At 44.9% G+C, this 23,730-nt stretch carries 18 protein-coding genes; all 18 read right to left on the reverse strand.

The genetic code is table 11. The features are described from left to right. A partial coding sequence (locus HC026_RS05995; RefSeq protein WP_168925092.1) for a KxYKxGKxW signal peptide domain-containing protein occupies nucleotides 1-4,800 on the reverse strand: 4,800 nt, incomplete at its 3' end. A gap of 30 nt (nucleotides 4,801-4,830) precedes the next feature. Then, entirely contained in the window at nucleotides 4,831-5,538 is a 708-nt protein-coding gene (locus HC026_RS06000) for a glycosyl transferase (RefSeq protein ID WP_168925093.1), read from the reverse strand. Next, nucleotides 5,535-7,490 carry a glycosyltransferase gene (locus HC026_RS06005; protein ID WP_168925094.1) on the reverse strand — a complete coding sequence of 652 codons (1,956 nt, stop codon included), beginning with the start codon at nucleotides 7,488-7,490 and terminating at the stop codon, nucleotides 5,535-5,537. Before HC026_RS06005 ends, HC026_RS06000 begins: the two co-directional genes overlap by 4 nt. A 466-nt stretch (nucleotides 7,491-7,956) precedes the next feature. Beyond that, on the reverse strand, nucleotides 7,957-10,821 hold the full coding sequence (gene uvrA, locus HC026_RS06010; RefSeq protein WP_168925095.1) for an excinuclease ABC subunit UvrA: 2,865 nt from the start codon (nucleotides 10,819-10,821) through the stop codon (nucleotides 7,957-7,959). Nucleotides 10,822-10,838: 17 nt separating this feature from the next. Further along, entirely contained in the window at nucleotides 10,839-12,845 is a 2,007-nt protein-coding gene (uvrB, locus tag HC026_RS06015) for an excinuclease ABC subunit UvrB (RefSeq protein WP_168925096.1), read from the reverse strand. A 169-nt stretch (nucleotides 12,846-13,014) separates the two neighbouring features. Beyond that, nucleotides 13,015-13,539, reverse strand: coding sequence for a GNAT family N-acetyltransferase (locus tag HC026_RS06020; RefSeq protein ID WP_168925097.1), 525 nt, complete (start codon nucleotides 13,537-13,539; stop codon nucleotides 13,015-13,017). Between the two features lie 124 nt (nucleotides 13,540-13,663). After that, nucleotides 13,664-14,608, reverse strand: a complete 945-nt coding sequence (gene trxB / locus HC026_RS06025; RefSeq protein WP_168925098.1) for a thioredoxin-disulfide reductase — start codon at nucleotides 14,606-14,608, stop codon at nucleotides 13,664-13,666. A 131-nt stretch (nucleotides 14,609-14,739) separates the two neighbouring features. Continuing rightward, nucleotides 14,740-15,753 carry an NAD(P)H-dependent glycerol-3-phosphate dehydrogenase gene (locus HC026_RS06030; RefSeq protein ID WP_168925099.1) on the reverse strand — a complete coding sequence of 338 codons (1,014 nt, stop codon included), beginning with the start codon at nucleotides 15,751-15,753 and terminating at the stop codon, nucleotides 14,740-14,742. A gap of 12 nt (nucleotides 15,754-15,765) precedes the next feature. Further along, complete coding sequence (gene lgt / locus HC026_RS06035) at nucleotides 15,766-16,620, reverse strand: prolipoprotein diacylglyceryl transferase (RefSeq protein ID WP_168925100.1); 855 nt, start codon at nucleotides 16,618-16,620, stop codon at nucleotides 15,766-15,768. 25 nt (nucleotides 16,621-16,645) lie between these two features. Then, a complete protein-coding gene (gene hprK, locus HC026_RS06040) occupies nucleotides 16,646-17,584 on the reverse strand; it encodes an HPr(Ser) kinase/phosphatase (RefSeq protein ID WP_168925101.1) in 939 nt (312 codons plus the stop codon). Between the two features lie 199 nt (nucleotides 17,585-17,783). After that, a complete protein-coding gene (locus tag HC026_RS06045) occupies nucleotides 17,784-18,152 on the reverse strand; it encodes a phage holin family protein (RefSeq protein WP_168925102.1) in 369 nt (122 codons plus the stop codon). A gap of 9 nt (nucleotides 18,153-18,161) precedes the next feature. Further along, the gene (locus tag HC026_RS06050) at nucleotides 18,162-18,455 is read right to left on the reverse strand and encodes a PspC domain-containing protein (RefSeq protein ID WP_168925175.1); all 294 of its coding nucleotides are present in this window, start codon (nucleotides 18,453-18,455) and stop codon (nucleotides 18,162-18,164) included. Between the two features lie 190 nt (nucleotides 18,456-18,645). Continuing rightward, a complete protein-coding gene (phoU, locus tag HC026_RS06055; RefSeq protein WP_168925103.1) occupies nucleotides 18,646-19,308 on the reverse strand; it encodes a phosphate signaling complex protein PhoU in 663 nt (220 codons plus the stop codon). 18 nt (nucleotides 19,309-19,326) lie between these two features. Further along, complete coding sequence (gene pstB / locus HC026_RS06060; RefSeq protein ID WP_168925104.1) at nucleotides 19,327-20,082, reverse strand: phosphate ABC transporter ATP-binding protein PstB; 756 nt, start codon at nucleotides 20,080-20,082, stop codon at nucleotides 19,327-19,329. A 9-nt stretch (nucleotides 20,083-20,091) separates the two neighbouring features. Next, complete coding sequence (pstB, locus tag HC026_RS06065) at nucleotides 20,092-20,880, reverse strand: phosphate ABC transporter ATP-binding protein PstB (RefSeq protein ID WP_408640982.1); 789 nt, start codon at nucleotides 20,878-20,880, stop codon at nucleotides 20,092-20,094. An 80-nt stretch (nucleotides 20,881-20,960) separates the two neighbouring features. Further along, nucleotides 20,961-21,845 (reverse strand): phosphate ABC transporter permease PstA, encoded by an 885-nt coding sequence (pstA, locus tag HC026_RS06070; RefSeq protein ID WP_168925106.1) that lies wholly within the window; start codon nucleotides 21,843-21,845, stop codon nucleotides 20,961-20,963. After that, nucleotides 21,842-22,768, reverse strand: coding sequence for a phosphate ABC transporter permease subunit PstC (pstC, locus tag HC026_RS06075; protein ID WP_168925107.1), 927 nt, complete (start codon nucleotides 22,766-22,768; stop codon nucleotides 21,842-21,844). The genes pstA and pstC overlap by 4 nt, the downstream gene beginning before the upstream one ends. Then, entirely contained in the window at nucleotides 22,761-23,648 is an 888-nt protein-coding gene (locus HC026_RS06080; RefSeq protein WP_168925108.1) for a phosphate ABC transporter substrate-binding protein PstS family protein, read from the reverse strand. Before HC026_RS06080 ends, pstC begins: the two co-directional genes overlap by 8 nt. Nucleotides 23,649-23,730 lie beyond the last annotated feature (82 nt).

Below are 23,730 nucleotides of genomic sequence, written 5' to 3' on the forward strand. Positions count from 1 at the left end.
GGCGTTAGTTGAATCGGTTGCTGCTGACGTTGCAGCATCACTAGCGGCAGTTGAATTGCTTGCCGCAGCGCTACTGTTGTTGGTAACGTTGCTGCCGGCAACAGCGGAGCTTAAATCATTTAATGACTTAACTGCATTACTTGCCGTCGTTGAAGCCGTATTGGCAGCAGTTGAAGCTTCTTTGGCAACACTATTAGCGGAACTTACAGTTGCACTATCAGTTGTGCTCTCGGCAACACTGGCTGCGCTGGATGCTTTAGTTGCGGCATCACTGGCAGCTTTAGCTGCACTCGATGCAGTTGAAGCTAAGTCACTGGCCGTGGAAGCAGCAGTACTTAAATCAGTGTCACTTGGATACTGGTTAGCCATGCTTGCGATGCTGTCAGCGGTTGAGCCGGTCGAAGCTACGGCAGGACCCGTTGGTGCTGCGCTATCTGAAGCGGTGGATGCCGCAATGGAAGCGTTGGTTACATCATCCATCACATGCGCACTGTTAGCGCTACTTAAAATGTCATTGATCTTGGCACCTTCATTAGCTGCCGCAGTCGATGCTTCTTGCGCTTTGCCCGCTTCAGTAGAAGCAACTACTGACGCTGAACTTGCTGAAGCACTATTACCAACACTCGCATATGAACTGGCTGCACTGGCTGCACTGGAAGCGGCCGTAGATGCTGATGCGGCTGAAGTTGCAGCTGTGTTGATGGCTTCACTCACACTATTGATTGCGGTCTTAGCACTCGACAATGCGTCATCGTTTGGATAATTGCTTGCCATGCTAGCTACTGACGTTGCTGCAGTACCGGCGATACCGGACTGCGTGTCAACACCAGTTGAGGCAACACCGGCAGCTGAGGAGTTAACTCCGGCTGCACTGGCATCCTGACCCATGTGCCATTTATTTACTGCACTCTCAGTGTTCGAAGCTGCGTTTGATTGATCAGTGGCAGTTTTAGCAGCATTATTTGCTGAAGCTAACGTGTTCTTAGTAACCGAGTCAATGATAGTACTTGCTGTCGATAAGTCACCCTTTGCAATCGCTGAACTTAATGCAGAAGAAACATCTGTAATATCATTTACAGCCGCATTAGCGGTGTCCACAGCAGTACTTGCACTCGTTGCGTTAGAAGCTAAGCTCTTATTATCATTCGTAATATCAGAAGTTGCAGCTGCCGAATAGTCACTAATAGCGTTAGAAACATTCTGAGAAGCTGTTGCAATACTAGTACTTGCATCAGTAGCTGTTTTAACATCCGTTTTAGCAGTATTAAGAGCACTACTTAACGTATTTGTGTAAGTCCAACCAGTAAATGCGTTGGAGTCACTGGCAACCGCAGCACTACCAGCGGTCACATCACTATTAGCGCCAAATGCTGTAGAACCTGTGGTAAAACCAGTCATTAAATCACTGACTGCTGAATAACTACCGGTAGCAATTGCAGTGCTCATGCTATTAACAGCATTTGTCATGTCAGTATAGCCTTTGCCTGCAGCTGTTGAAACCACAGCAATACTGTCCAACTTGGTTTTAGCATCCGTGAGTAAAGCTGCAACTGACGCACTCGCTGAATAATTCTGAGCTGAAGTTGACAATGAATTGTAATCAGCTAATGCGCTATTGTAATCATTGGAAACGGCAGTAGAAGCAGCCGATAAATTCTTAAGAGCTGCAGAAGCTGACGCTACTGAGATTGCGACTGTTGCTTTACTTGCCAAAGTGGAAGCTGTGGTGCTGAACTGAGCTGCGTAAACAGAATCTCCATTAAGTTGAGTAGCAGCAGTAGCCAAACTGGCCAACAAACCCTGCATTACAGACGCATTATTTGCTGTATCTGCTGACTTAATAGAATCCAATTGAGCTACGATTGTATCGTTATTACTTTGAGCAGCCCCATTTTCATTACCTACCATTCCAACAGTATCGGACAGGCTACGAACTAGCCCAGAAAGAACCGTGCCACTTACAATATATCCACTCGCAGCGTTTTTGACACTTGCTAGGGACTGAGAAGCATTAGACGCAGCATCACTCACTTTTCCCGCAACAGCCTGAGCAGAAGTGGCAGCACTGTTAGCAACAGAAACTGCACTGTCAATGGTGATTCGATTAGTAGCACTTACTAAATTATTAGTAGCAGTTATTGTGGCTGTGCTTGCCGCAGTTGAAGCTGCATTAACATCTGTCAAGCCACTGTTAATGGACGTATTTATATGAGTATACGTTGCAGGATTCCCATAGTCACCAGCTTGAATGTCTTTTTCAATAGAATCATAAAGCGCACTCAGACTTGTGCTCTGTGCCTGAACGGCTGTCAATGAAGCGTTTAAAGAAACCAGCGTGTCATTAACAGTCGAGTTTGCCGTGCTTAATTTTGCATCTGACTTGCCATAACTAGTTAAACCAGCACTAATCCCGCCCAGACTATCAGTTACTTTCTGAATTGCATCGCTTAAACTGTTGATTATTGTATTAACATTAGCGATTGCATTTTTAGCAGATAAATCAGTCTGCAGTGCGGCATTTACTTTAGCAGCAGAGTTTGAAGCTGAAGAATACTTCGTGTAAGTGTCATTCATGGCCCCAGCTAAGGAATCAAGTGAATTGGCATCCGTTAAAGCATTGATAAAGTTTGTCGCTTGAGTTCCCAAATCTTTCTTCGTTTGACCGGTAACTAATCCTGTTATTGAATCATTGATATCCTTACCAGACGTCACTAACTTTGCAGCATTAGCACTTGCTGCATTCATGCTGCTTACTAAATTACTCAATAATGTCGATCCATTGCTATTGAAGTCAGCATTAGAAGTGTAATTGCCGGCAATAATCTTTCCAGCTTGCTGTGTTAACTTTGTATTAGTAGCACTGTAACTGTCAGCTAATGACGCAAAATCTAAAGTTGCTCCAACTTGGAGTCCATAAGAAGCATTGGGGCCACCAACATCGCCAATGACACTAGCATTGGAATTATAACTTGTCATAGCACTAGTCGCTGAGCTCAAATCATTCAATGCAGATAACGCTGCGCCTAAGTCCTTCTTAGCTTGCGCAGAAGATACAGCTGTCGACGCGGAGCTGTATGCCAGCCCCATTGACAAGCTATCATTGGTGACTGCAGTCATGATACTGTTCAATGCTGTAAGTACACTATTTACAGTGGCTAAACTACTACCACCTGCTGAAACGCTGGCAGCTAAAGTAGGCAATGCGGCACTTAGTGATGGCCATGGAGCCATCCCAAAATCATAATCCGATTTAGCTGCTGAGGAGTTTTTTGCTTGAGCTGTAATTTTCTCAGCTGCTGTTGTGTATGCATTGCTTTCCAAAGTATTCAAAGTGCTAACCGCTGTACTACCAGCTGTACTTGCACTGCTCAATGAATCAATTTGATTCTGGAATGTTGTCGTATCAGAAATAATAATTGTTTTGTTAAACATTGATGACAATGTGTTAGAAATATCAACAGCTGAAGCATTTTCAGCAGATAATTTATTGTATACATCCGTCATTGAAGCAACCATATCTTTACCAATTAAATCCGGATAGGCTGTCAATCCTGCAACCATCCCGCTAGCTTCATTAGTCTGTGAGGTAAAAGACGATGCCGCAGCGGAAGCTACTGGCATAATGATATTAGCTAAAGAATTAATTTGCGTATCAGCTGTAAGATTTTGCTTTGACGCATCTGTAGCATAATCCGCAATACTGTTCGAAAGCGAATTGAACTGATCCTGTAAATTCTGTATCTTTGTGGGATCAGTTTGCATATTAAGGCTAGTTAAAATATCCGATAAAGCGGCCGACATTGAGCTAACAGAAGTAGCATAATCAGATAACGCTTGAGTAGTAACTCCGATATATTGATTGGGTGCTTTATAAAAAGCACCATAGGCTGCTTGAACATCCAAAAAAATACTTTGCAAGGCATCTTTAGATCCCGCAAAACCCTTTGAGGCAGCATAATATGCAGCCATACCTAAAGAATAATCGGCATTAATATTAGTAATAGCATTACTTAGCAAAGCTAAATTATTAGTTGCCGCTGTTATTGAATCGGCCATTGCCTGCTGTGCCGGAGTCAATGAATCAGCCTTAACCGGTGGCGTCTTCAACACAACAGAATCTTTTCCACCAGAAAGAGTGCCGGTCGCTGAACCCGCATTTGTTCCATCACTAACATTTAACCCAGCACTAACACTGGTTTGACCATCAGAGGTCGACGCACCACCATCGCTAGCGGAAAGTGCATCCGCACTGCCACTCTTCACAGCTTGCACCGTTGTTGGTGTGTCGGCATTATCGCTGACACCTGCGCTGGTACTTTCCGTGGTGCTTGCCACAGTTGTTCCCGCAGATTCGGCAGCTTTAACGGCTGTGTTTTGAGCGTCATCTGAAGCTAATTCCTTAGTTGCTTTATCAGTGGATTCGTCAGCAACCTTAACGGAGATACTTGCATCGTCAGAAACCGCACTTGAAGAAACGCTACTTGGTGCAGTAACGCTGGTATCGGCAGCCATACTGTTAGTCGTGGCTGCGGTGGCACTTTGCTGAAGCGTGTACGTATCAGTTTGCACCGATTGTCCTGCACTATCAGTTGTCGCCGTGGTATCTGGTGAATTGTTCTTAGTTGTAGCAACCGTATCGGCTTGAGCGGTATCGCCACCGTCGATCACGTATGCGCTGATACTGGTGAAAAACAATAAGATGGCAGAGTACATCCATCTCTTACCAGCCTTAAACATCTTGTAATGGCGCTTTTCTTTCACGTCATCTTGTTTTTTTAAATTTCTGAATCTACTGCTCATTTATAAACTCCCCCCTTGGGAAAACCGTGCCTAACTCATAATTAGATCTGCGTCATACTTTTTAACTTCATTACTTAAGAAATAGTCGAAAGCAGTCTGTTCACTATCGAACCACCGGTGCTGGCCATCGTAGTCCATGATTTCAAAACTGGTCTGAACGATTGGCCACTCATTGGGTCCCTTACCATCCAAATGTTGCCACATGAATGATGATTGAGCACCAACCTTACCTTCACCGTTGTAAAAGGTGATGTGTGATAACCCACCAAACGTGGTGTAGTAACGGGTAGCTGACCGAAAGCCGCGCCAGTCCCAAATATCTGAAACCACGTTTTCTTCTCGTCGGTCAAGGTAATTTAACATGGACACCTGACCTAACGGCTGCTCACCGAATAAATCGATATCGATCATGGTTCGACCGTAATCCACGCCGTCACGCTTCGCACGTGCTAACGCAAAATCAGTGCCTTCCAAATGATATCTGGTTTTATCGATTTCTGGATTGTACCGATAATGCACGATTTTTTCTGGCATATCGACTGTCCCTAGAAACACATCGTACATGTTGAGCAAATCGCCACTATCTAAACCGTAATCTTTTAAATGGGCGTGTTGGTTAGGAAAATAACCGCGCACCACAATTTTGGCTGGATTACCGGCATCCTTCTCTTTTTTCACCGCTTCAGCAATCGTTGGGTCCAAGTTAGGATTATTAGATTTGTCTACATATAATTTCATAACTGTCCCTCCAATTGCTTCATGCGTTTAAAGTACTTAACGGATTTCGGCCCGCGCCAAGTAATTTCATTAGCTCGTAGACCAAGCTGGAATTGCGTATCCATCTCGCCTTTATAGCCAACACCATAACGTGGCAGGTCAAAATGCTGCTTGTACAATTCTGGCCACTGTTTATTGGCATCATTGATCAATTGTTTCCAAGCATCCCAAACACTTTCTTCGTAGTAACGGGAGCTCAGCTCATAAGCCTGATCGGATAAGTCTTGCAGTTTCTTATCACTGCTGAAGACCTCATAGAACCGGTCAGCCATTTCCTTAACGAACAGGCTTTCCTCGCCCTGTGGTGCCCAGCGAGTTAAGTAACCGTTCTTGCCGTGGACGACAAGGTCGTTAGGCCCGTAGTTCACGTCGGTGGAAATTGCCGGCTCACCGTTTGCCATGGCTTCCATCATGGAAATGTTGAACCCTTCCATGATTGAGGCTAAGGCGTAAACTTGGTGTCGGCGGTGAATCCGGTACAGTTCGTCGCGATCAGTAATGTAGTTGTGTAAGGTTACCACGTCGGACTCGATCCGGCGAACTTTGGTAATGTCATCGGTTGGCTTGTCGTTATCATCCAACATGGTTGGCTTATCTAATTTAAATTCTTCAAATAACTTTAAAAGATCCCGATTAGTTTGATTATTGTTGCTGCCATCAAAATAACCGTAGACGTCTAGGTGTGCATTCAATCCAGGATGTTCCCGATTTGCAATCATCAATGCTTCAGTAACCGCGTTAATTCGCTTATCAGGTGCTCGACGCACAATCATTAACACAGAATGCGGATCCCGATCAGCCATTGGTACCCGATTCAAGTCTCGAATCGCTTGCGGCACCACCCCCACGGGAATCGTGAAGCCCTTAGCATCCGACTTATACCGCTTATTGACGTCTCGTCGCTGCTTGTTAGTAGCAGAAACCACGGCGTTAAACCGATTAATGTTCATCAAATCGTATTCGTAGTTGTTGTTGGCATCCGTAGTCATCACGTCTCGGGTATCGGAAGCGTGCAGGTTATGCAAATGCAGCACCTTGTAAGCTGGCTGATCCATGTTGATCATGCCATCACTGGCACCACTGGACCGATCAGAAATGAAAACGTTAGGGGTTTTATCACTGAAGAAATCGTTGTTCAGATTATTTAAAAATTCCTTGGTGAGTTCATCAAAGGAATCCAAAATATACGTCAAGCCATTTGGCTTAACTAACCGATAGCCGGTAACGATAGCTTCGTCTTTAGGGGTTTCGAACTTACCTTCTTTAAACTCGTCACCATTTAACTCAGCGTTAGCTTTACGCTGTCCCTCAGCCTCAAAGAACTTTCGCTTTCGCAGGTTAACTTCACTTGGTCGCAACGGCTTTTTACGTAAGAATTCTTCAATCACTGGCCGGCCATCTAAGTCCAAGTAAACATTGGTATTCGGTGTCCCATCCGGATCAATGTATTGGGTTTTAGAAACAAACCCGCGAGTGTCGTAAAAGTCCACTTTATACAAATTACCGAAATGCTCGAACACTTCGGTAAAGGTTACAATATTATCATGTTTGGGGTCGGTGTGAATCCGCCCCATAAACTTTTGCTTGTCGTCATCCTCCCAGACTAAGGTCGTATCTGGGTGATCCTTATCTTTTTCGAGAATAGCAGGTGTCCGGCCACCCCAGTCCACGTCTTCAGCGTGAACTGGCTGCTCTGGCACGTATTCCGTCTGAGCGTAATAATCAAAAAGGTTGATCAGCTCAGCGTCATTTACGCCCCAAGCCAGAATATCCCGGTGACCTGTTTGGGTGTAGGTCCGGGTAACGATCTTAAACGATACCTGGTTTTTCCGAAATAGTAAGCCACGTTGCACTTGAGCATGTTCAATCCCAGAACCTTGCTCTGCAACCCGTTCATTAACAAAAAAATACATATGATGTAACCCCCCACATAGATGACCAAGGTCTCCGAAACCCATTACTTTTAAAGTCGACTATCATAAAAATAAGGCTTTGATCTCAATAATACATATCTAACCGTGATTATACTAAAAGTAAGTGAAAAAAACACTATTATTGCACTTTTAATATATAATTTTAATTTTATTTAATTCTGATATTAGTTGTTTTCATCAATTTAACTCACTTATGCTATGGAACAAATCATGTAACCAGTTCTATTCCTTATTATAGCGCTAAAAAACGCCAATGATTAGTTTCAATCATGACCAAAATAAATAAAATCTATCGTTTTCTCTTTGGATAACCATAATAGTTTATCCATGCATTAAAAGCAACTAAAATAAGCAAAATTCCACAAAAAGTCATTAATCTCAACTTATGCTTACAACAAAGGCTTCATTTCAAGTCACGCTTGAAATGAAGCCTTTGTTGTAATCCTTATTTATTTTCAATCGCGCTGGCGTTTTGAGCAGCCATCCGCTTTTTATCCCGTTCCAAAATCGGGCCTAAATATTGTCCAGTATAACTTTCTTTAACCTTGGCAATATCTTCAGGTGTTCCCGTAGCAACCACTTGGCCGCCACCGTCACCACCCTCAGGTCCCAGATCAATCAGGTAATCCGCGGTTTTAATCACATCCAAATTATGTTCAATGATCAAAACGGTATTGCCATTGTCCACTAAACGATGCAACACGTCCAACAGACGCTTAATGTCATCGGTGTGCAACCCAGTTGTGGGTTCATCAAGGATGTAGAAGTTCTTGCCGTCCGCCTTCTTTTGCAGTTCGGAAGCAAGCTTCATCCGTTGCGCCTCACCACCAGATAAGGTGGTTGCTGATTGACCCAGTGTGACGTAACCCAAACCTACGTCGTGAATTGTTTGCAGCTTACGGGTAATCTTAGGAATAGCGCTGAAGAAGTCCAAGGCTTGATCAACGGTCATGTTCAAGACGTCCGCGATGTTCTTTCCCTTATACTCCACTTCCAGCGTTTCCGAATTATAGCGACTGCCATGGCAAACTTCACAAGGCACGTAAACGTCTGGTAAAAAGTTCATTTCAATCTTCAAAATACCGTCACCATGGCAGGCCTCACAACGGCCACCTTTAATGTTGAAACTAAAGCGGCCTTTTTGGTAGCCCCGCAGTTTGGCTTCGGTAGTTTGCGCGAACAAGCCACGAATGTCATCGAAGACCCCAGTATACGTCGCCGGGTTACTCCGTGGCGTCCGGCCAATTGGGCTTTGATCGATGTTAATGATCTTCTCAATGTTCTTAATGCCACTGACGGACTTGTATTTCCCGGGCTTTTCAGAATTATGGTTGATCTTCTGAGCAAGAACTCGCTTCAAAATCGTGTTCACCAGCGTTGACTTACCAGAACCAGAAACGCCGGTAACGACCACGAATTCTCCCAACGGAAAATCAACGGTAATATCCTTCAAATTATTTTCAGCAGCACCAGTAATCCGAATCTTCTTACCATTACCCTTGCTGCGTTCAGTCGGCACCGGTACGAACTTTTTACCCGACAGATACTGTCCGGTCAACGACTTCTTGACTCGGGTGACCTGCTTGGGTGTCCCGGCAGCCATAACCTTACCCCCATTGGCTCCAGCACCTGGGCCAATATCGATCAAGTAATCAGCGGCTAACATGGTGTCTTCATCATGTTCAACGACGATTAATGTGTTACCGAGGTCGCGCATCTTCTTTAATGAAGCAATTAATCGATCATTGTCCCGTTGATGCAACCCAATGGAAGGTTCATCCAAGATATATAACACACCAGATAGGTTAGAGCCAATCTGGGTAGCTAGCCGAATTCGTTGGGCTTCACCACCGGAAAGGGTTCGAGCAGAACGGCTTAATGTCAGATAATCTAGACCAACGTTTTCCAAGAAGGTCAACCGGTCACGAATTTCCTTTAAAATTGGTTTGGCAATCGTTTCGTTCTGCTCACTAAAATGAACCTGTTCAAAGAAGGGTAATTCCTTACTGATGGCTAAATCAGACACTTCACCAATATGGTGCCCATCAATTTTAACGGCTAAAGCTTTCCGGTTCAACCGGTAGCCGTGGCAAGTTTGGCAGGTCAACTCGCGGAAATACTGCTGCATTTGACCCTGAGTAAAGTCAGAACCGTTATGGTAGCGGCGTTCCACGTTGTTGATGACACCTTCAAATGGCGCATCCGTTTCCCGGACACCACCAAAGTCGCTGTCTAACACAAAGTGGTAACTTTTACCCTTTGAACCATACAGGACGAATTGTTGATCCTTTTCAGCCATCTTCTGCCATGGTGTGTCCATGTCAACACCAGCTTGTTCGCAAGCTTGGCGCAACATTTCAGGATAGTACTTGGAACTGGAGTCCCATGGTGCCAAGGCCCCTTCACGCAAGGTCTTGGTGGTGTCAGGAACAATCAAATCGGGATCGACCTCTAACTTCATTCCTAAACCATCACAGTCCGGGCAAGCACCAAACGGCGCGTTGAAGGAAAACAAACGGGGTTCAAGTTCCCCAACAGTAAACCCACAAACTGGGCAGGCATAGTGTTCTGAGAACATGATAGGTTCGCCATCAATTAAATCGGCAACCGCATAGCCGCCGCTTAACCGTAATGCTGCTTCGAAAGAATCGAATAACCGTGAGCGAATGCCGTCTTTAACAACGATCCGGTCCACCACGATATCAATGGAATGCATCTGGTTCTTATTTAAATCCAGTTCTTCGTCAACATCGTGAACTTCACCGTCAATCCGAATCCGAACGAAGCCTTCACGCTTGATCTTTTCAAAGACCTTTTTATGCTGCCCCTTTTTCTCCCGGATAATGGGTGACAAAATTTGTAATTTTGTTCGTTCAGGCAGTGAGAGCACCTTATCCACCATTTGTTCAACGGATTGACTGGAAATTTCAGTGCCATCGTTAGGACAGATTGGTGTTCCCACCCGAGCCCATAACAACCGCAAATAGTCGTTGATTTCAGTGACGGTTCCAACCGTTGACCGAGGGTTCTTAGATGTGGTTTTTTGATCGATTGAAATTGCCGGTGACAGACCATCGATGGAATCCACGTCCGGCTTATCCATTTGACCTAAAAACTGACGGGCGTACGCTGATAAGCTTTGTACGTAACGTCGCTGGCCTTCAGCATATAAGGTATCAAACGCTAACGAGCTCTTCCCGGATCCTGATAAACCAGTAACGACCACCAGTTTATTTTTAGGTATTTTAACGTTAATGTTTTTTAAGTTATGGGCTCTTGCCCCGTGAATATCAATATAATCGTTTGCCAAAAACCATGTCCCCCTTATTACCCGTCTAACTCAGTCTTTAATTCTAGAACCGTATCACGTAACGTGGCGGCGTGTTCGAAGTCCAACTTCTTAGCGGCGCTGCGCATCTCATCTTCCAGTCGCTTGATCATGTCTTTTTGTTCTTCCAGTGTCATTGACTCAAAGTCAGTTTCCACAAAGTCATCCTTCTTACCAGAACTCTCATCCGGCTTGGTGACGCTAATCAAATCACGGATATCTTTCTTGATTGTCTTCGGTGTAATCCCGTGTTCCTTGTTATAAGCCATTTGAATCTTACGACGACGAGCAGTTTCATCCATCGCCCGCTTCATGGAGTCAGTCACGGTATCGGCATACATAATAACCGACCCATGTTCATTACGAGCGGCCCGGCCCATAGTTTGGATCAATGACCGTTCATTTCGAAGGAAACCTTCCTTATCGGCATCCAAAATAGCAACTAACGATACTTCAGGCACGTCAATTCCTTCACGCAACAGGTTGATCCCAACCAGCACGTCATACTTACCCAGTCGCAGATCACGAATAATCTGGGTCCGTTCCAGTGTCTTAATGTCACTGTGCAAATAAGCCACCTTGATGCCCAGATCTTTCAAATATTCACTTAAATCTTCCGCCATCTTCTTGGTTAACGTGGTGACGAAGACCCGCTCATTGGCGTCAATACGCTTGTTAATTTCACCAACTAAATCGTCCATTTGGCCCATGATTGGTCGAACTTCTACCGTTGGATCCAGTAACCCAGTTGGCCGAATAATTTGCTGAACCACCGTGTTTGTCTGGTCCATTTCGTAATCTCCTGGGGTAGCCGACATATAAACCACTTGGTTGACGTGTTGTTCAAATTCATCTAGCTTCAGTGGCCGGTTATCCAGGGCACTAGGCAACCGGAAACCGTAATCGATCAGTTGCTGTTTTCGTGAACGGTCACCGTTATACATCCCGCGAACTTGGGGCATGGTAACGTGAGACTCGTCCACAACGAGTAAGAAATCTTTGGGGAAGAAATCCAGTAAGGTATATGGCGGTTCACCAGGTTTTCGACCATCCATGAAGCGGGAATAGTTTTCAATCCCGTTGGTGTAACCCATTTCCCGCAGCATTTCAATATCATAGGTTGTCCGTTGCTGCAGCCGTTGGGCCTCCAACAGCTTACCTTCCTTTTCGAAGTAGGCTAAGCGGTCTTTCAATTCAGCTTGAATCCCGTCAATCGCCTTATCCATAATATCGTCATTGGTCATAAAGTGAGTCGCCGGGAAGATGGCAACATGATCACGGTCACCAATAATTTCACCGGTTAAGGCATCTACTTCGCGAATTCGATCGATTTCATCGCCAAAAAACTCCACTCGCAGCGCCCGTTCATCATGAGATGCTGGGAAGATCTCCAAGACATCACCATGAACTCGGAACCGGCCACGCTGGAAGTCAATGTCGTTTCGCTCAAATTGAATATCGACTAACTTGCGCATTAAGTCGTTTCGCTCGATTTGCTGACCGACTCGTAACGACACAGTGTGATTCTTATATTCAGTAGGATCCCCTAAACCAAAGATAGAGGATACTGACGCCACCACGATCACATCGTTTCGTTCCAGCAGTGAACTGGTTGCGGAATGCCGCAGCTTATCAATCTCATCATTAATGGAAGAGTCTTTTTCAATGTACGTATCACTAGACGGTACGTAAGCCTCAGGTTGGTAGTAATCATAGTAACTCACAAAATATTCAACCGCGTTATTGGGGAAGAATTCTTTGAACTCACCATATAGCTGACCAGCCAACGTTTTGTTATGCGATAAAATGAGCGTCGGCTTGTTCACGTTCTTGATCACGTTGGAAATAGTAAAGGTTTTCCCCGTTCCAGTCGCGCCCAACAGCACTTGTGCTTTTTTACCCTGTTCGATACCCGCCGTCAATTCCTTGATGGCTTCAGGCTGGTCTCCTGTGGGCTGATACTTTGAAACGAGGTCAAACTGACGATTTTCCTGCCGTTCAATCATAAATGGCTTACCCCCTTGAATTCAGTACACGTTAAAAGTAGGAAAGCAATCGCCTTCCCACATGCGTTTGTCTATTCTAACATAGCGAACGTATTTTCGCCAATGAAAGAATCAGGGCAAAGTAAAGTTCGTCTGAAAGCTAATCTAGCAGTCTTTTACAGAACAATTGTTAAAGCGTTTTTTGGTAGATCAGAGCGTCCATAAAGACTTGCCCGACCTTTGTCCGCGTTTCACTGAGCAGTTCGAACTTGGCGTTTTCATAAAAATCACGACTAGGTTGATCCGCCTTCAAGACCAGTAACTGAACTTGGACAGCGGTAAGTTGCTTAAGCACCGCTAAAATTTGGTTGATGATCGTCGTGCGTTCATTCGCCGAAATCTGACTATCATCAACAAAATATTGACCAAGCCAAACCAACTGTGGCAGTGGATAATCAATGGTTAAATCAATGGTTGCCACTAGTTTGCCATCCTTAAAGAGGCCCAAATAGTGTTTCTGCGCCGCGCTAGCTTCACTAGCCACCTCGTCTAAGTCAGAAGTGGCTTCCCGCTTGGTAAGCTGGTGGTCTAAAAATAAATCAAAAAACTGCTGATGTTGCTTTTGAAGCTGATAAATGTCGTCTTCATCATCATGGGTCAGCTCACGTACATCATAGGCGAGCTGATTGGATAATTGGTTGGCTAATGTCTGCATTTTTTTGCGACTCCTTTTTAATTAACGTTCCCTTCCATTATATAGTACTGAGTCCAAAAGAGAACTTAATTTATCCGTTAAAAAAGGAATGGCCAGTGACCATTCCTTTATTAGAAATATTCAATTATTTAACCGCTGCACCATTGTCAGCTAATGATTCGATGTACTTGAAGACTTGTTGACCGGCCATGCCGCCGTCACCAACAGCCGTGGTAATTTGACGCAAATCTTTGACGCGAACATCGCCAATTGCGAAGATACCAGGAACCTTAGTCTCCATGTGATCATTCGTTTCGATCCAACCCATCTCATCAGTAATACCAAGATCGGTAAACTGCTCAGTCTTAGGTAGGATACCTACGTAAATGAAGACACCGCTAGCATCAATAGTGGTTTCCTCGCCAGTCTTGTTGTTGACCACTTTAACACCGGTCACCTTTTGGTCATCGCCAAGGATTTCTTCAACGTTGCTATTCCAGACAAAGTTCATCTTGTCGTTAGCAAATGCCCGATCCTGAATAATCTTTTGAGCCCGTAGTTGATCACGACGATGAATAACCGTCACCTTAGAAGCTAATTGAGTGAGGTAAAGCCCTTCTTCAACAGCGGAGTCACCGCCACCAACGACGATGACTTCACGACCCTTAAAGAATGCACCGTCGCAGACCGCGCAGTAGGAAACTCCCCGGCCACCGTATGTTTCTTCACCAGGAACACCCAGTTTACGGTATTCTGAACCAGTAGCGATAACCACTGCTTTAGCTTCAAACGTATCGGTATCCGTGGTCACAACTTTGGTAGCACCATGGTCCTCCACAGATTCAACGCTACCGTATGTGTACTCAGCACCAAACTGAGTGGCACCCTTGTACATATCCTCAGCCAAATCTGGTCCCATGACCGATGAAAAACCAGGGTAGTTTTCAATTGCCGCAGTGTTGTTCATCTGACCACCATAAATACCGCGGTCTAACATAAGGACGGATAAGTTGGCACGGGAGGCATAAAGTGCAGCGGTCATTCCGCCAGGGCCTGCACCGATTACAATTACATCATACTGTTTAGCCATACTACTTCCCCTTTCAAGCGCAACAAGTGCGACAATGAATTTTTATATTTTTGCATTTATAAAGACGAAGCCTAGTCTACTATCTTTTTGTAAGTTTGTCGAGAAATAAGGTTGCACACAAGCAAAATACTTTAAAATTCGGAGCGGCCTTCACGCATCATCAAGTCCGAGATGGCTTTACGAATATCCTTACCTTCATAGAGAACCTGGTAAATAGCTTCAGTAATCGGCATTTCAACACCACGCTGCTTCGATAATTCATAAGCCGCTTTTGTGGTTGCCACCCCTTCGATGACCATACCCATAGTATCAACGACTTCTTCCAGAGTTTGGCCCTTACCCAGTTCGTCACCAGCACGGTAATTTCGTGAGTTTTGACTCGTCCCGGTAACGATAATGTCACCGACACCGGCTAATCCAGTAAAGGTCTGTGGATTTGCACCAAACGAAGCGCCTAACCGGGAAATTTCAGCGAGACCACGCGTCATTAAAGCTGCCTTGGCGTTATCACCGTAACCTAAGCCATTTAAGGCACCAGTACCCAAGGCAATGATGTTCTTCAGCGCTGCCGCAATCTCTACACCGATCACATCACTATTGGTGTACACCCGGAAGTAACGGTTCATAAACAGTTGTTGAACGTGCTTAGCGGCATCTAAATCAGTGCTAGCAGCCGTTACTAAGGTGATATCACGTTTGGCAACATCCTCAGCATGGCTTGGTCCTGACAAGACGGTAATCGATCTGCGTAATTCAGCAGGAATCTCTTCAGCCAAGATTTCAGAAACACGTTTGTAGGTACCTTGTTCAATCCCCTTGCTGGCATGAACTAACTGTGGCTTGGTCTTTAATTCCGCCAAAACTGCCTTAGTGTCGCTAGCAACAGAACGAACAGCCTTCGTTGGTACCACAAACAAAATGGTTGTTGCGCCTTCCAGTGCCTGTTTGAGATCTGAATAGGCTTTAAGGGTTTCAGAATACGTAAAATCCTTTATATAATGCGTATTGGTATGCTTTTCATTCAGTTCTTTAACCTGTTCTGGATTATACGACCAAAGCGAGACTTCGTTGCCGTTTTCATCCAGTAGATTTGCCAGAATACTACCCCAAGAACCTGCACCTAATACTGCAATTTTTTCAGACATAGTGATTTCTCCTTAATTTTTAGCCTGCTTGGCCTTTTTTGAAAATGGATTACCGTCCAAATACATAGAGACCTGATTACCAAGTCGACGACGATAGATTATCAACCCAATCGCGCCAACGAACAATATCACTGATAACAACTGTGAAACTCGAATCGTGTTAAATAACATCAAACTATCTGTCCGCATCCCTTCGATAAAGAAGCGACCAAAGGAATACCAAATGACATAGCTCAGAAAGACTTCACCCTGTTTGAACAGTCCAGGACGATGCCGCAAACTCATCAACACAATGAAGCCGAGGATATCCCAGGTTGATTCATACAAGAACGTCGGCTGTCGATACGCGCCATTGATCAGCATCTGGGAAATAATAAAGTGCGGTAAGTGCAAGCCCTGAAGAAAACTCAGACTGGTAATCTGACCAAAGGCTTCCTGGTTCATAAAATTACCCCACCGGCCCATTGCCTGAGCCATAATCACCGTGGGCGCCGCTATGTCCAACATCAGCCAAACCGGAATGAACCGTGCTCGGCAAAAGAAGAACACCACGATGCCCGCACCAATCAATGATCCATAGATGGCAATCCCGCCATCCCAGACCCGAATGATTTCGGCTGGATGCTGAGCATAATAAGGCCACTCAAAGGCCACGTAGTAGAGCCGCGCGGCAATGATAGCTGCTGGTAACGCCCACAAAATCATATCATAGATATCATCAGAATCAACGTTTCGGCGACTGCCTTCGCGAACCGCCAGTGTCACGGCAATGATTACCGCGGTGGCAATGATAATGCCGTACCAATGAACCTGAATCGCTCCCAAATGAAACGCAATGGGATTTAGTGCTGCAAGGATGCCTCGCAAAGTGCCACCTCTTAACTTTCAATTATTATTTCTGGTTGGAATTTTTCTTAATCAATTTATTGAGATTTTCATCAAAAACCTTGGTTGCATCATAGCCCATTGAACGTGCACGGAAGTTCATCGCTGCCGCTTCAATAATGATGGCTAAATTACGACCCGTTTTGACTGGAATGGAAATTTTAGGAATCTCAACGTCAAAAATCTTTTGAGTTTCCGAATCGTTCCCCAACCGGTCAAACTTCTTCTCTGGTGTCCAGGCTTCAAGGTGGACAATGAACTCAATGTCAGTTTCGCTACGCACCGCGCCAGCACCAAATAAGTTCATGACGTCGATAATCCCGATACCGCGAATTTCCAATAAATGAGATAAAATTGCCGGCGCCGCACCAACTAGTGTCTGTTCGTCCTGTTGGTAAACCTCAACCCGGTCATCGGCAATTAGTCGGTGCCCACGTTTAACCAGTTCCAATGCTGTTTCACTCTTACCAACACCGGAATCACCGGTAATCAGAACCCCAACACCGTAGATATCAACCAAGACACCGTGTAATGACTGTCGTTCCGCCAATTTACCTTCAAGATAGTTGGTCATATTACTCAACACTCGTGAAGTAGTCATCTTAGTGCCAAGGATTGGAATCCCCGTTTCTTTAGCTGCCTGAAGTAATTCTTCTGGCGGCTCAAGCTGCGTGGAAATCACAAATGCTGGCGTTTCAGGCTGACACATCTGCCGCATGACGTTTAACAGATCGTCATGGCTCATGCCCTTCGCAAAGGAAGTCTCAGTAATGCCTAAAAGCTGAATCCGCTTAGCTGGATAATAGTTAAAGTAACCCGTTAGTTCCAGTCCAGGCCGTGAAATATCACTAGTTGAAATTTTCCGATCAGCCAAAAGATCATCACCATAGAGAACGTCCAGCCGAATATTGTGAACTAAATCAGCAACTGTTACACTATCTGCCAAATTATTGACCACTACTGGAACACCGAATGCATGCTGACTAAAGCGCTATCACTTTAGTTCCCCGGTTAGCTAACGGGTATGATTCATACTCCACTATAATGACCGTCCTCATTCAAAACCTGTTTAGCTAACACCAGCCAGTAGTGGCTCGCCCTTCTTTCCAAATCGGCTTTGGTGAGAATTGTGGAGGAAAATTTAACTAATCATCTGAACCATTACTACGTCCATGACCAACATAGTTAGAGATCACTGCGTTGCAGAGTGACATTAAAATTGCTACCAGTAAGGTAGTGCCAAAAGAGCTGAAATGAAAGTCACTGCCTACCAGCGCCGATGTCAACTCTAACATGACACCGTTAATCACAATGCTGAATAGACCCAGCGTGACCACCGTAATCGGCAACGATAAGATGACCAATACTGGCTTGACTAAGGCGTTTAAAAGCGATAACACAACGCTTGCCAGTAAGGCTACCCAGGGACTAGCAACGTAAAAACTTGACCTTAAAAAACCGGCCAATGCCATAAATAACACTGCGTTAATTAATATTCGTACCCAAAATTTCATATCGACAACTCACTTTTTATCTGTGTCTTCCTCAGTAACATCATGAAGTTCTTTTCGAGAACGCGATTGCTGTCCCATTCCCCAAAAGCCCGAATGATGCATGGTGCCAGAGTCCTCTGGAATCAATACAGTGAGCAGCAAGTAAACCAGTAAACCAAACAAAATATGGCCCGGATAAATCGTCAGGATAACAAATATGATGCGAACTAGCGCGGCGCTTATTCCGAAATAGGCTGCGATTCCGCCTAGCACCCCGGTTAGTATTCGCTTTGAAGACCGTGTTAGTCGGCGTTTGCTATTCATCAAAAAATCACCTCATTTCTAGTTACTCCGATCAAAAATAAGTGAACGTCCAGACATCGCTGAATCTAAAAGTAACTTGAATTTTGCTACTAGAATCATTATACCCACTCAAGTGGAGATAGACAATTCAAACCATGGCGATTGGGAAAAAGGCCAGCAATTATCATCTGATAACCGCTAGCCTTAACACTCACTTCATTAATTTTAATTCAATAATCTGCCCCGTCTTCAAGTAAACGATCCACTCCCCAACGTTGGTCAAATAATCGGCAATTCGAACTAAGTCAGCTGCCACATTGTTGTAATTCATGGCTGCCACTAATACATCCGCATCCGTTGCAATTTCGTTATAGCTGGCGCGCATGATTCGATCCCGGTATTCAATCAACTGATCATTGACTGTTACTAAGGCTTTAGCAGCCTCTTCATCCTTATCAACGTAAGCTTGAATGGCTTGCTTCACCATATCAGTGGTTAAATGACCCATTTCAGCAAGCTGGGTTTCAATCTCAGCCACCCGGGTATTACCTTTCACCTCAATGGTAGCGTGGGCAATGTTACGAGCGTGATCACCAGCCCGTTCAAGATCAGAAACGGCTTTTAAAATGGTCACTACTTCTCTTAAATCAGACGTCACGGGTTGATACAGCGCAATGATTTCAAAGGACTTAGATTCCAGATTAATCTCACGTTCGTTGATTTTGTGATCGTTGTCAATAATGGCCTGTGCCGATTGGCGATCATGATTGATAAAAGCATCCACCGACTGCTGCACAACGTTGCTAACCAGAATCCCCATTTCGGTAAAACCATTGTCAAGTTCATCTAACTCTTCATCAAATAAGCGTCTCATGCATACCCTCCTCAGGTTTTAGCCAAAGCGGCCGCTAATGTAATCTTCAGTCTCCTTACGTGCCGGATTCATAAAGATCTTCTTGGTATCATCAACTTCGATCACTTCACCATTCATAAAGAAAGCGGTTCGGTCAGATATCCGCGAAGCCTGTTGCAAGTTATGGGTTACTGTAATAATTGTATAATCGGTTCTTAATTTTAACAAAGTCGATTCGATTTGGCTACTGGAAATTGGGTCCAGCGCACTGGTGGGTTCATCCAGCAAAATGATCTGTGGTGAAACGGCCAATACCCTAGCGATGCAGACCCGCTGCTGCTGACCACCGGATAGGGACAGTGCACTTTCGTGGAGGTGATCTTTAACTTCATCCCAAACTGCAGCTTGCTTCAAACTGGTTTCCACTACTTGGTCCAAATACTCGCGGTTTTTCTCACCGGCCAGTTTAAGACCAAACGCCACGTTATCATAGATTGAAAAGGGAAAAGGATTTGGTTGCTGAAACACCATGCCAATTTCCTTGCGTAACGTCACCAAATCCGTTTGTGGCGCATAGATATCTTGATCACGAAACGTAATTTCTCCGGTAATCGTCACGTTAGGAATTAAATCATTCATCCGGTTAAGAGTTCTCAGATAGGTGGATTTACTGGAACCGGAAGGCCCAATCAAAGCCGTGATACCACCTTCATCAAAGCTCAGGTCAATCCCCTTGAGTGCTTCGTTTTGACCATAATAAACGTGAAGATCTCGAGTCTCTAATAGCTTCGTCATAGTACCCTCCTAACCGAAGTCGCCAGCAACATAGTTATTGGTCAGCTGGACTTTGGGTCTGGTAAAAATTTGTGCCGTTTCATCATATTCAAGCGCTCGCCCCATATTAAAGAACGCCGTATAATCACTAATTCTAGCTGCTTGCTGCATATTATGCGTCACGATAATGATGGTGTAAGCTTCCTTCAATTTAAGTAGCGTTTCTTCTAGCTTACTGGTGGAAACTGGATCCAACGCACTGGCCGGCTCATCTAGTAATAAAATATCTGGCTTGACGGCGATTGCCCGAGCAATACATAACCGTTGCTGTTGCCCACCTGAAAGGGCTAAAGCACTTTTTTTCAGTTTATCCTTCACTTCATCCCAAATAGCCGCTTGCTTCAGACTTGTCTCCACCACTTCATCTAAAACTTTTTTATCAGTAACACCACGCCGTTTTAGCGCAAAAGTAATGTTGTCATAGATTGATTTAGAAAATGGATTGGGCCGTTGGAAGACCATCCCAATCCGACGTCGCATTTCGTAAACATCAATTTCTGGCCGGTTAACGTCGACTCCCCGGTACAGAATTTCACCTGATACCTTGGCAATGCCATCATTCATCCGGTTCAATGATCTTAGGTAAGTCGATTTCCCTGATCCCGAAGGTCCAATCAAGGCTGAAATTTTGTGCTCTGGGAACTTCAAGTCACCCTCATGAATTGCTTCGTTATCACCGTAATAAACGTGCAGTTGTTTGGTTTCCAACACAATTGGTTGTTGATCTTTTAGACTGGGATCCACAATATTGCGATCCAGCCACCCGTCATCCGAGTGCGGGCTAGATGGATTAATCAGCATTTAACGCATACCTCCTGATTGTAACTTTCATGAAATGACTAGCCCGCCGTAAACCGTTTGAATAACCGGTGGCCAACAAATCGCGCCAGTAAATTGAAGCCCAGTACTGAAATGACCAGAACAGCGGAAGCACCGGAAGAAATTGCCTTAGCATCCGGCATGATGCCTTCCGAGTTGATCTTCCAAATATGAACGGCTAAAGTTTCTGCCGGTCTCATCGGATTAAGTGGGCTGGAAATGTTAAACGGATTCCAATCCGTGAAGTTCAAGGCTGGAGCGCTTTGGCCAGCTGTGAAGATCAGCGCGGCTGCTTCACCAAAAATTCGACCAGCACTCAAAATTACACCGGTTAATATAGTTGGCAACGCCGCTGGTACAATGATGTGAATCACTGTCTCCCACTTAGAAAGGCCCAAGGCTAAGCCACCTTCCCGCTGTTCGTTTGGTACCGCCGCTAGTGCTTCTTCAATACTACGTGTCAGCAGCGGTAAGTTAAAGAAAGTCAGGGCAAAGGCACCAGATAGAATCGAGAAGCCGAAGCCAAACTGGACCACAAAGATGAGAAAACCAAACAAGCCAACAACTACTGAAGGCAGTGAGCTTAAAATTTCAATGGCAGTTCTCACTAGTGACGTGACCCAGTTTTGTTTCGCATATTCGTTTAAGTAGATTCCCGCCCCTAACGCGATTGGGAAGGAAATAATCATGGTTAAAATTAACAGATAAAACGAGTTAAAAAGCTGAATGCCGATGCCCCCACCAGCCGTGAACGCTCTGGCTGGTGACGTTAAAAAGTGCCAGTTGATTGCTGGTAGCCCGCTGATAATAATAAATCCTAGCAAGGCTGCCAGTATGACTACGATTGTACTTGCAATCACGTACAAGATGCTGATGGCAATGCGATTACTCAGTTTTGGATTCATTTCGACATTGCCCCCTTTCGGCCAATCAAGCGAATCACCAGATTAAAGATCAGTGACATGATTAATAGTACCAATGCTAAAGACCACAGCGCGTTATTTTGGAGCGATCCCATGACCGTATTTCCAATACCCGTAGTTAAGACGGAAGTCAACGTTGATGCTGGTGACACCAAACTGGTTGGTAACAATGCTGCGTTCCCAATCACCATCTGGACGGCCAATGCTTCACCAAAGGCACGCGCCATCCCAAAGACTATCGCCGTCAGCATTCCTGGCGTAGCGGCTCTTAATACCACTTTATAAATGGTTTGCCACTGGGTTGCCCCCAAAGCTAACGCTGCTTCCCGGTAGTAACGAGGTACCGATCTCAACGCGTCGACACTCATAGAGGTAACCGTTGGTAGAATCATGACGAACAGTACGAAGGTCCCAGCAAGAATACCAAAACCACTGCCGCCAAACACACTACGAACAGCCGGGACCACGACGGTCAAGCCAATAAACCCATATACCACAGAAGGTATACCCACTAGCAATTCAATGACCGGTTGCAAAATTTTTGCTCCCCGGTGCGGTGAAATTTCGTTCATAAAAATGGCAGTCCCAATCGCAAACGGTGTGGCTAAGAGTGCCGATAAAATCGTCACGACGAAAGAACCGCTGATCATTGGTAAAGCGCCAACTTCTGGCTGTCCCTTGGAATTTGTCACGTTGGGATTCCAGTTTTTACCCGTCAAAAAATCAATGAGATTAACGTGATTAGAGAAAAAGGTTGATAACCCCTTTGATGCCACGAAAATGATAATTGCAAAAACGGTCACCGTAATCAGCATCAAAGCTAAGAAACTAATGGTTTTGCCCCACCGTTCCAGCTTAGCTGCCTTTGATCGTTTAAGTAGCTGTTTTTGTAATTTATTATTCATGACCAGCCTCCACTCTGTGCACTTTTCCATGTCCGTCACGGGTTACCTGCATGTCAGCCATGCTGATATAGCCTAAACGACGAACCAGTGAATTTTGAATTTCTCGAGATTGAACGTATTTAATAAATTTTTGCGCCAATGGTTGGGGGTGCTTTCCGGTGTACATATGCTCATACGACCAGATTGGCCACTGATTGTTAGCGACGTTTTGATTGGTTGGCGCAATGCCGTTTAAGCTGACGGCTTGCACTGTCTTATCCACGTATGAAAAGCCAACATAGCTGATTGAACCAGGAGTAGTAGCGACAATTTGTCTCACCATTCCAGAGGAGTCTTGCTCCTGAGCAGCCAAACTACGGTGATTGTTCAGGCCAAAACGTTCAAAAGTTGCCCGCGTACCACTGCCTTGAGCCCGATTTAAAATGACAATTTTTTGATTCTTGCCACCGACCTGCGCCCAGTTCCGGGCTTTACCAGTAAACACATCAATCAGTTGGGCGGTGGTTAAGTGAGTGATACCAGTGGAGCGGTTGACAATGGGTGTGATTCCCACCACAGCAACTTTATGGTCTATCAAGCGATTAGCCCTGATGCCCTTTTGCTCTTCGGCAAAGACATCCGCGTTACCAATATCAACGGCGCCTTCTTGGACCTGACTAAGACCGGTGCCTGAGCCACCGCCTTGAACGTTGATAAAAGTGCCTAAATGATGAGTTGAGTAATCCTCACCCGCAGCTTCCACGAGGGGTTGTAATGCAGTAGACCCCACTGCGGTAATGGTCATATCTGACTTGTTAACTTGTCTGGTTTGGTACGCCCAGCCACCTAATATCATTAGGCCGACCAGCAGCAGGCACTGAATCCACCGCTTCTTTGTCATCTTTAGTCCTCCTATGTTATCTTTCGAAATTAGTATATCGATTCAATGTAAATATCATGTACATAACTTTGTAAATGTTTTG

Origin of the sequence: Secundilactobacillus angelensis, from assembly GCF_012641075.1 — a bacterium.
Classification (GTDB): Bacteria; Bacillota; Bacilli; order Lactobacillales; family Lactobacillaceae; genus Secundilactobacillus; species Secundilactobacillus angelensis.

Coding starts and splice junctions, on each gene's coding strand:
- HC026_RS06050 (WP_168925175.1), bottom strand. CDS start 18,455: ATGAATAGCAAACGCCGACTAACACGGTCTTCAAAGCGAATACTAACC.
- HC026_RS06005 (WP_168925094.1), bottom strand. CDS start 7,490: ATGTATTTTTTTGTTAATGAACGGGTTGCAGAGCAAGGTTCTGGGATT.
- HC026_RS06000 (WP_168925093.1), bottom strand. CDS start 5,538: ATGAAATTATATGTAGACAAATCTAATAATCCTAACTTGGACCCAACG.
- uvrB (WP_168925096.1), bottom strand. CDS start 12,845: ATGATTGAACGGCAGGAAAATCGTCAGTTTGACCTCGTTTCAAAGTAT.
- HC026_RS06030 (WP_168925099.1), bottom strand. CDS start 15,753: ATGTCTGAAAAAATTGCAGTATTAGGTGCAGGTTCTTGGGGTAGTATT.
- HC026_RS06080 (WP_168925108.1), bottom strand. CDS start 23,648: ATGACAAAGAAGCGGTGGATTCAGTGCCTGCTGCTGGTCGGCCTAATG.
- pstA (WP_168925106.1), bottom strand. CDS start 21,845: ATGAATCCAAAACTGAGTAATCGCATTGCCATCAGCATCTTGTACGTG.
- HC026_RS06045 (WP_168925102.1), bottom strand. CDS start 18,152: ATGAAATTTTGGGTACGAATATTAATTAACGCAGTGTTATTTATGGCA.
- HC026_RS06020 (WP_168925097.1), bottom strand. CDS start 13,539: ATGCAGACATTAGCCAACCAATTATCCAATCAGCTCGCCTATGATGTA.
- phoU (WP_168925103.1), bottom strand. CDS start 19,308: ATGAGACGCTTATTTGATGAAGAGTTAGATGAACTTGACAATGGTTTT.
- pstB (WP_168925104.1), bottom strand. CDS start 20,082: ATGACGAAGCTATTAGAGACTCGAGATCTTCACGTTTATTATGGTCAA.
- trxB (WP_168925098.1), bottom strand. CDS start 14,608: ATGGCTAAACAGTATGATGTAATTGTAATCGGTGCAGGCCCTGGCGGA.
- pstC (WP_168925107.1), bottom strand. CDS start 22,768: ATGAATAATAAATTACAAAAACAGCTACTTAAACGATCAAAGGCAGCT.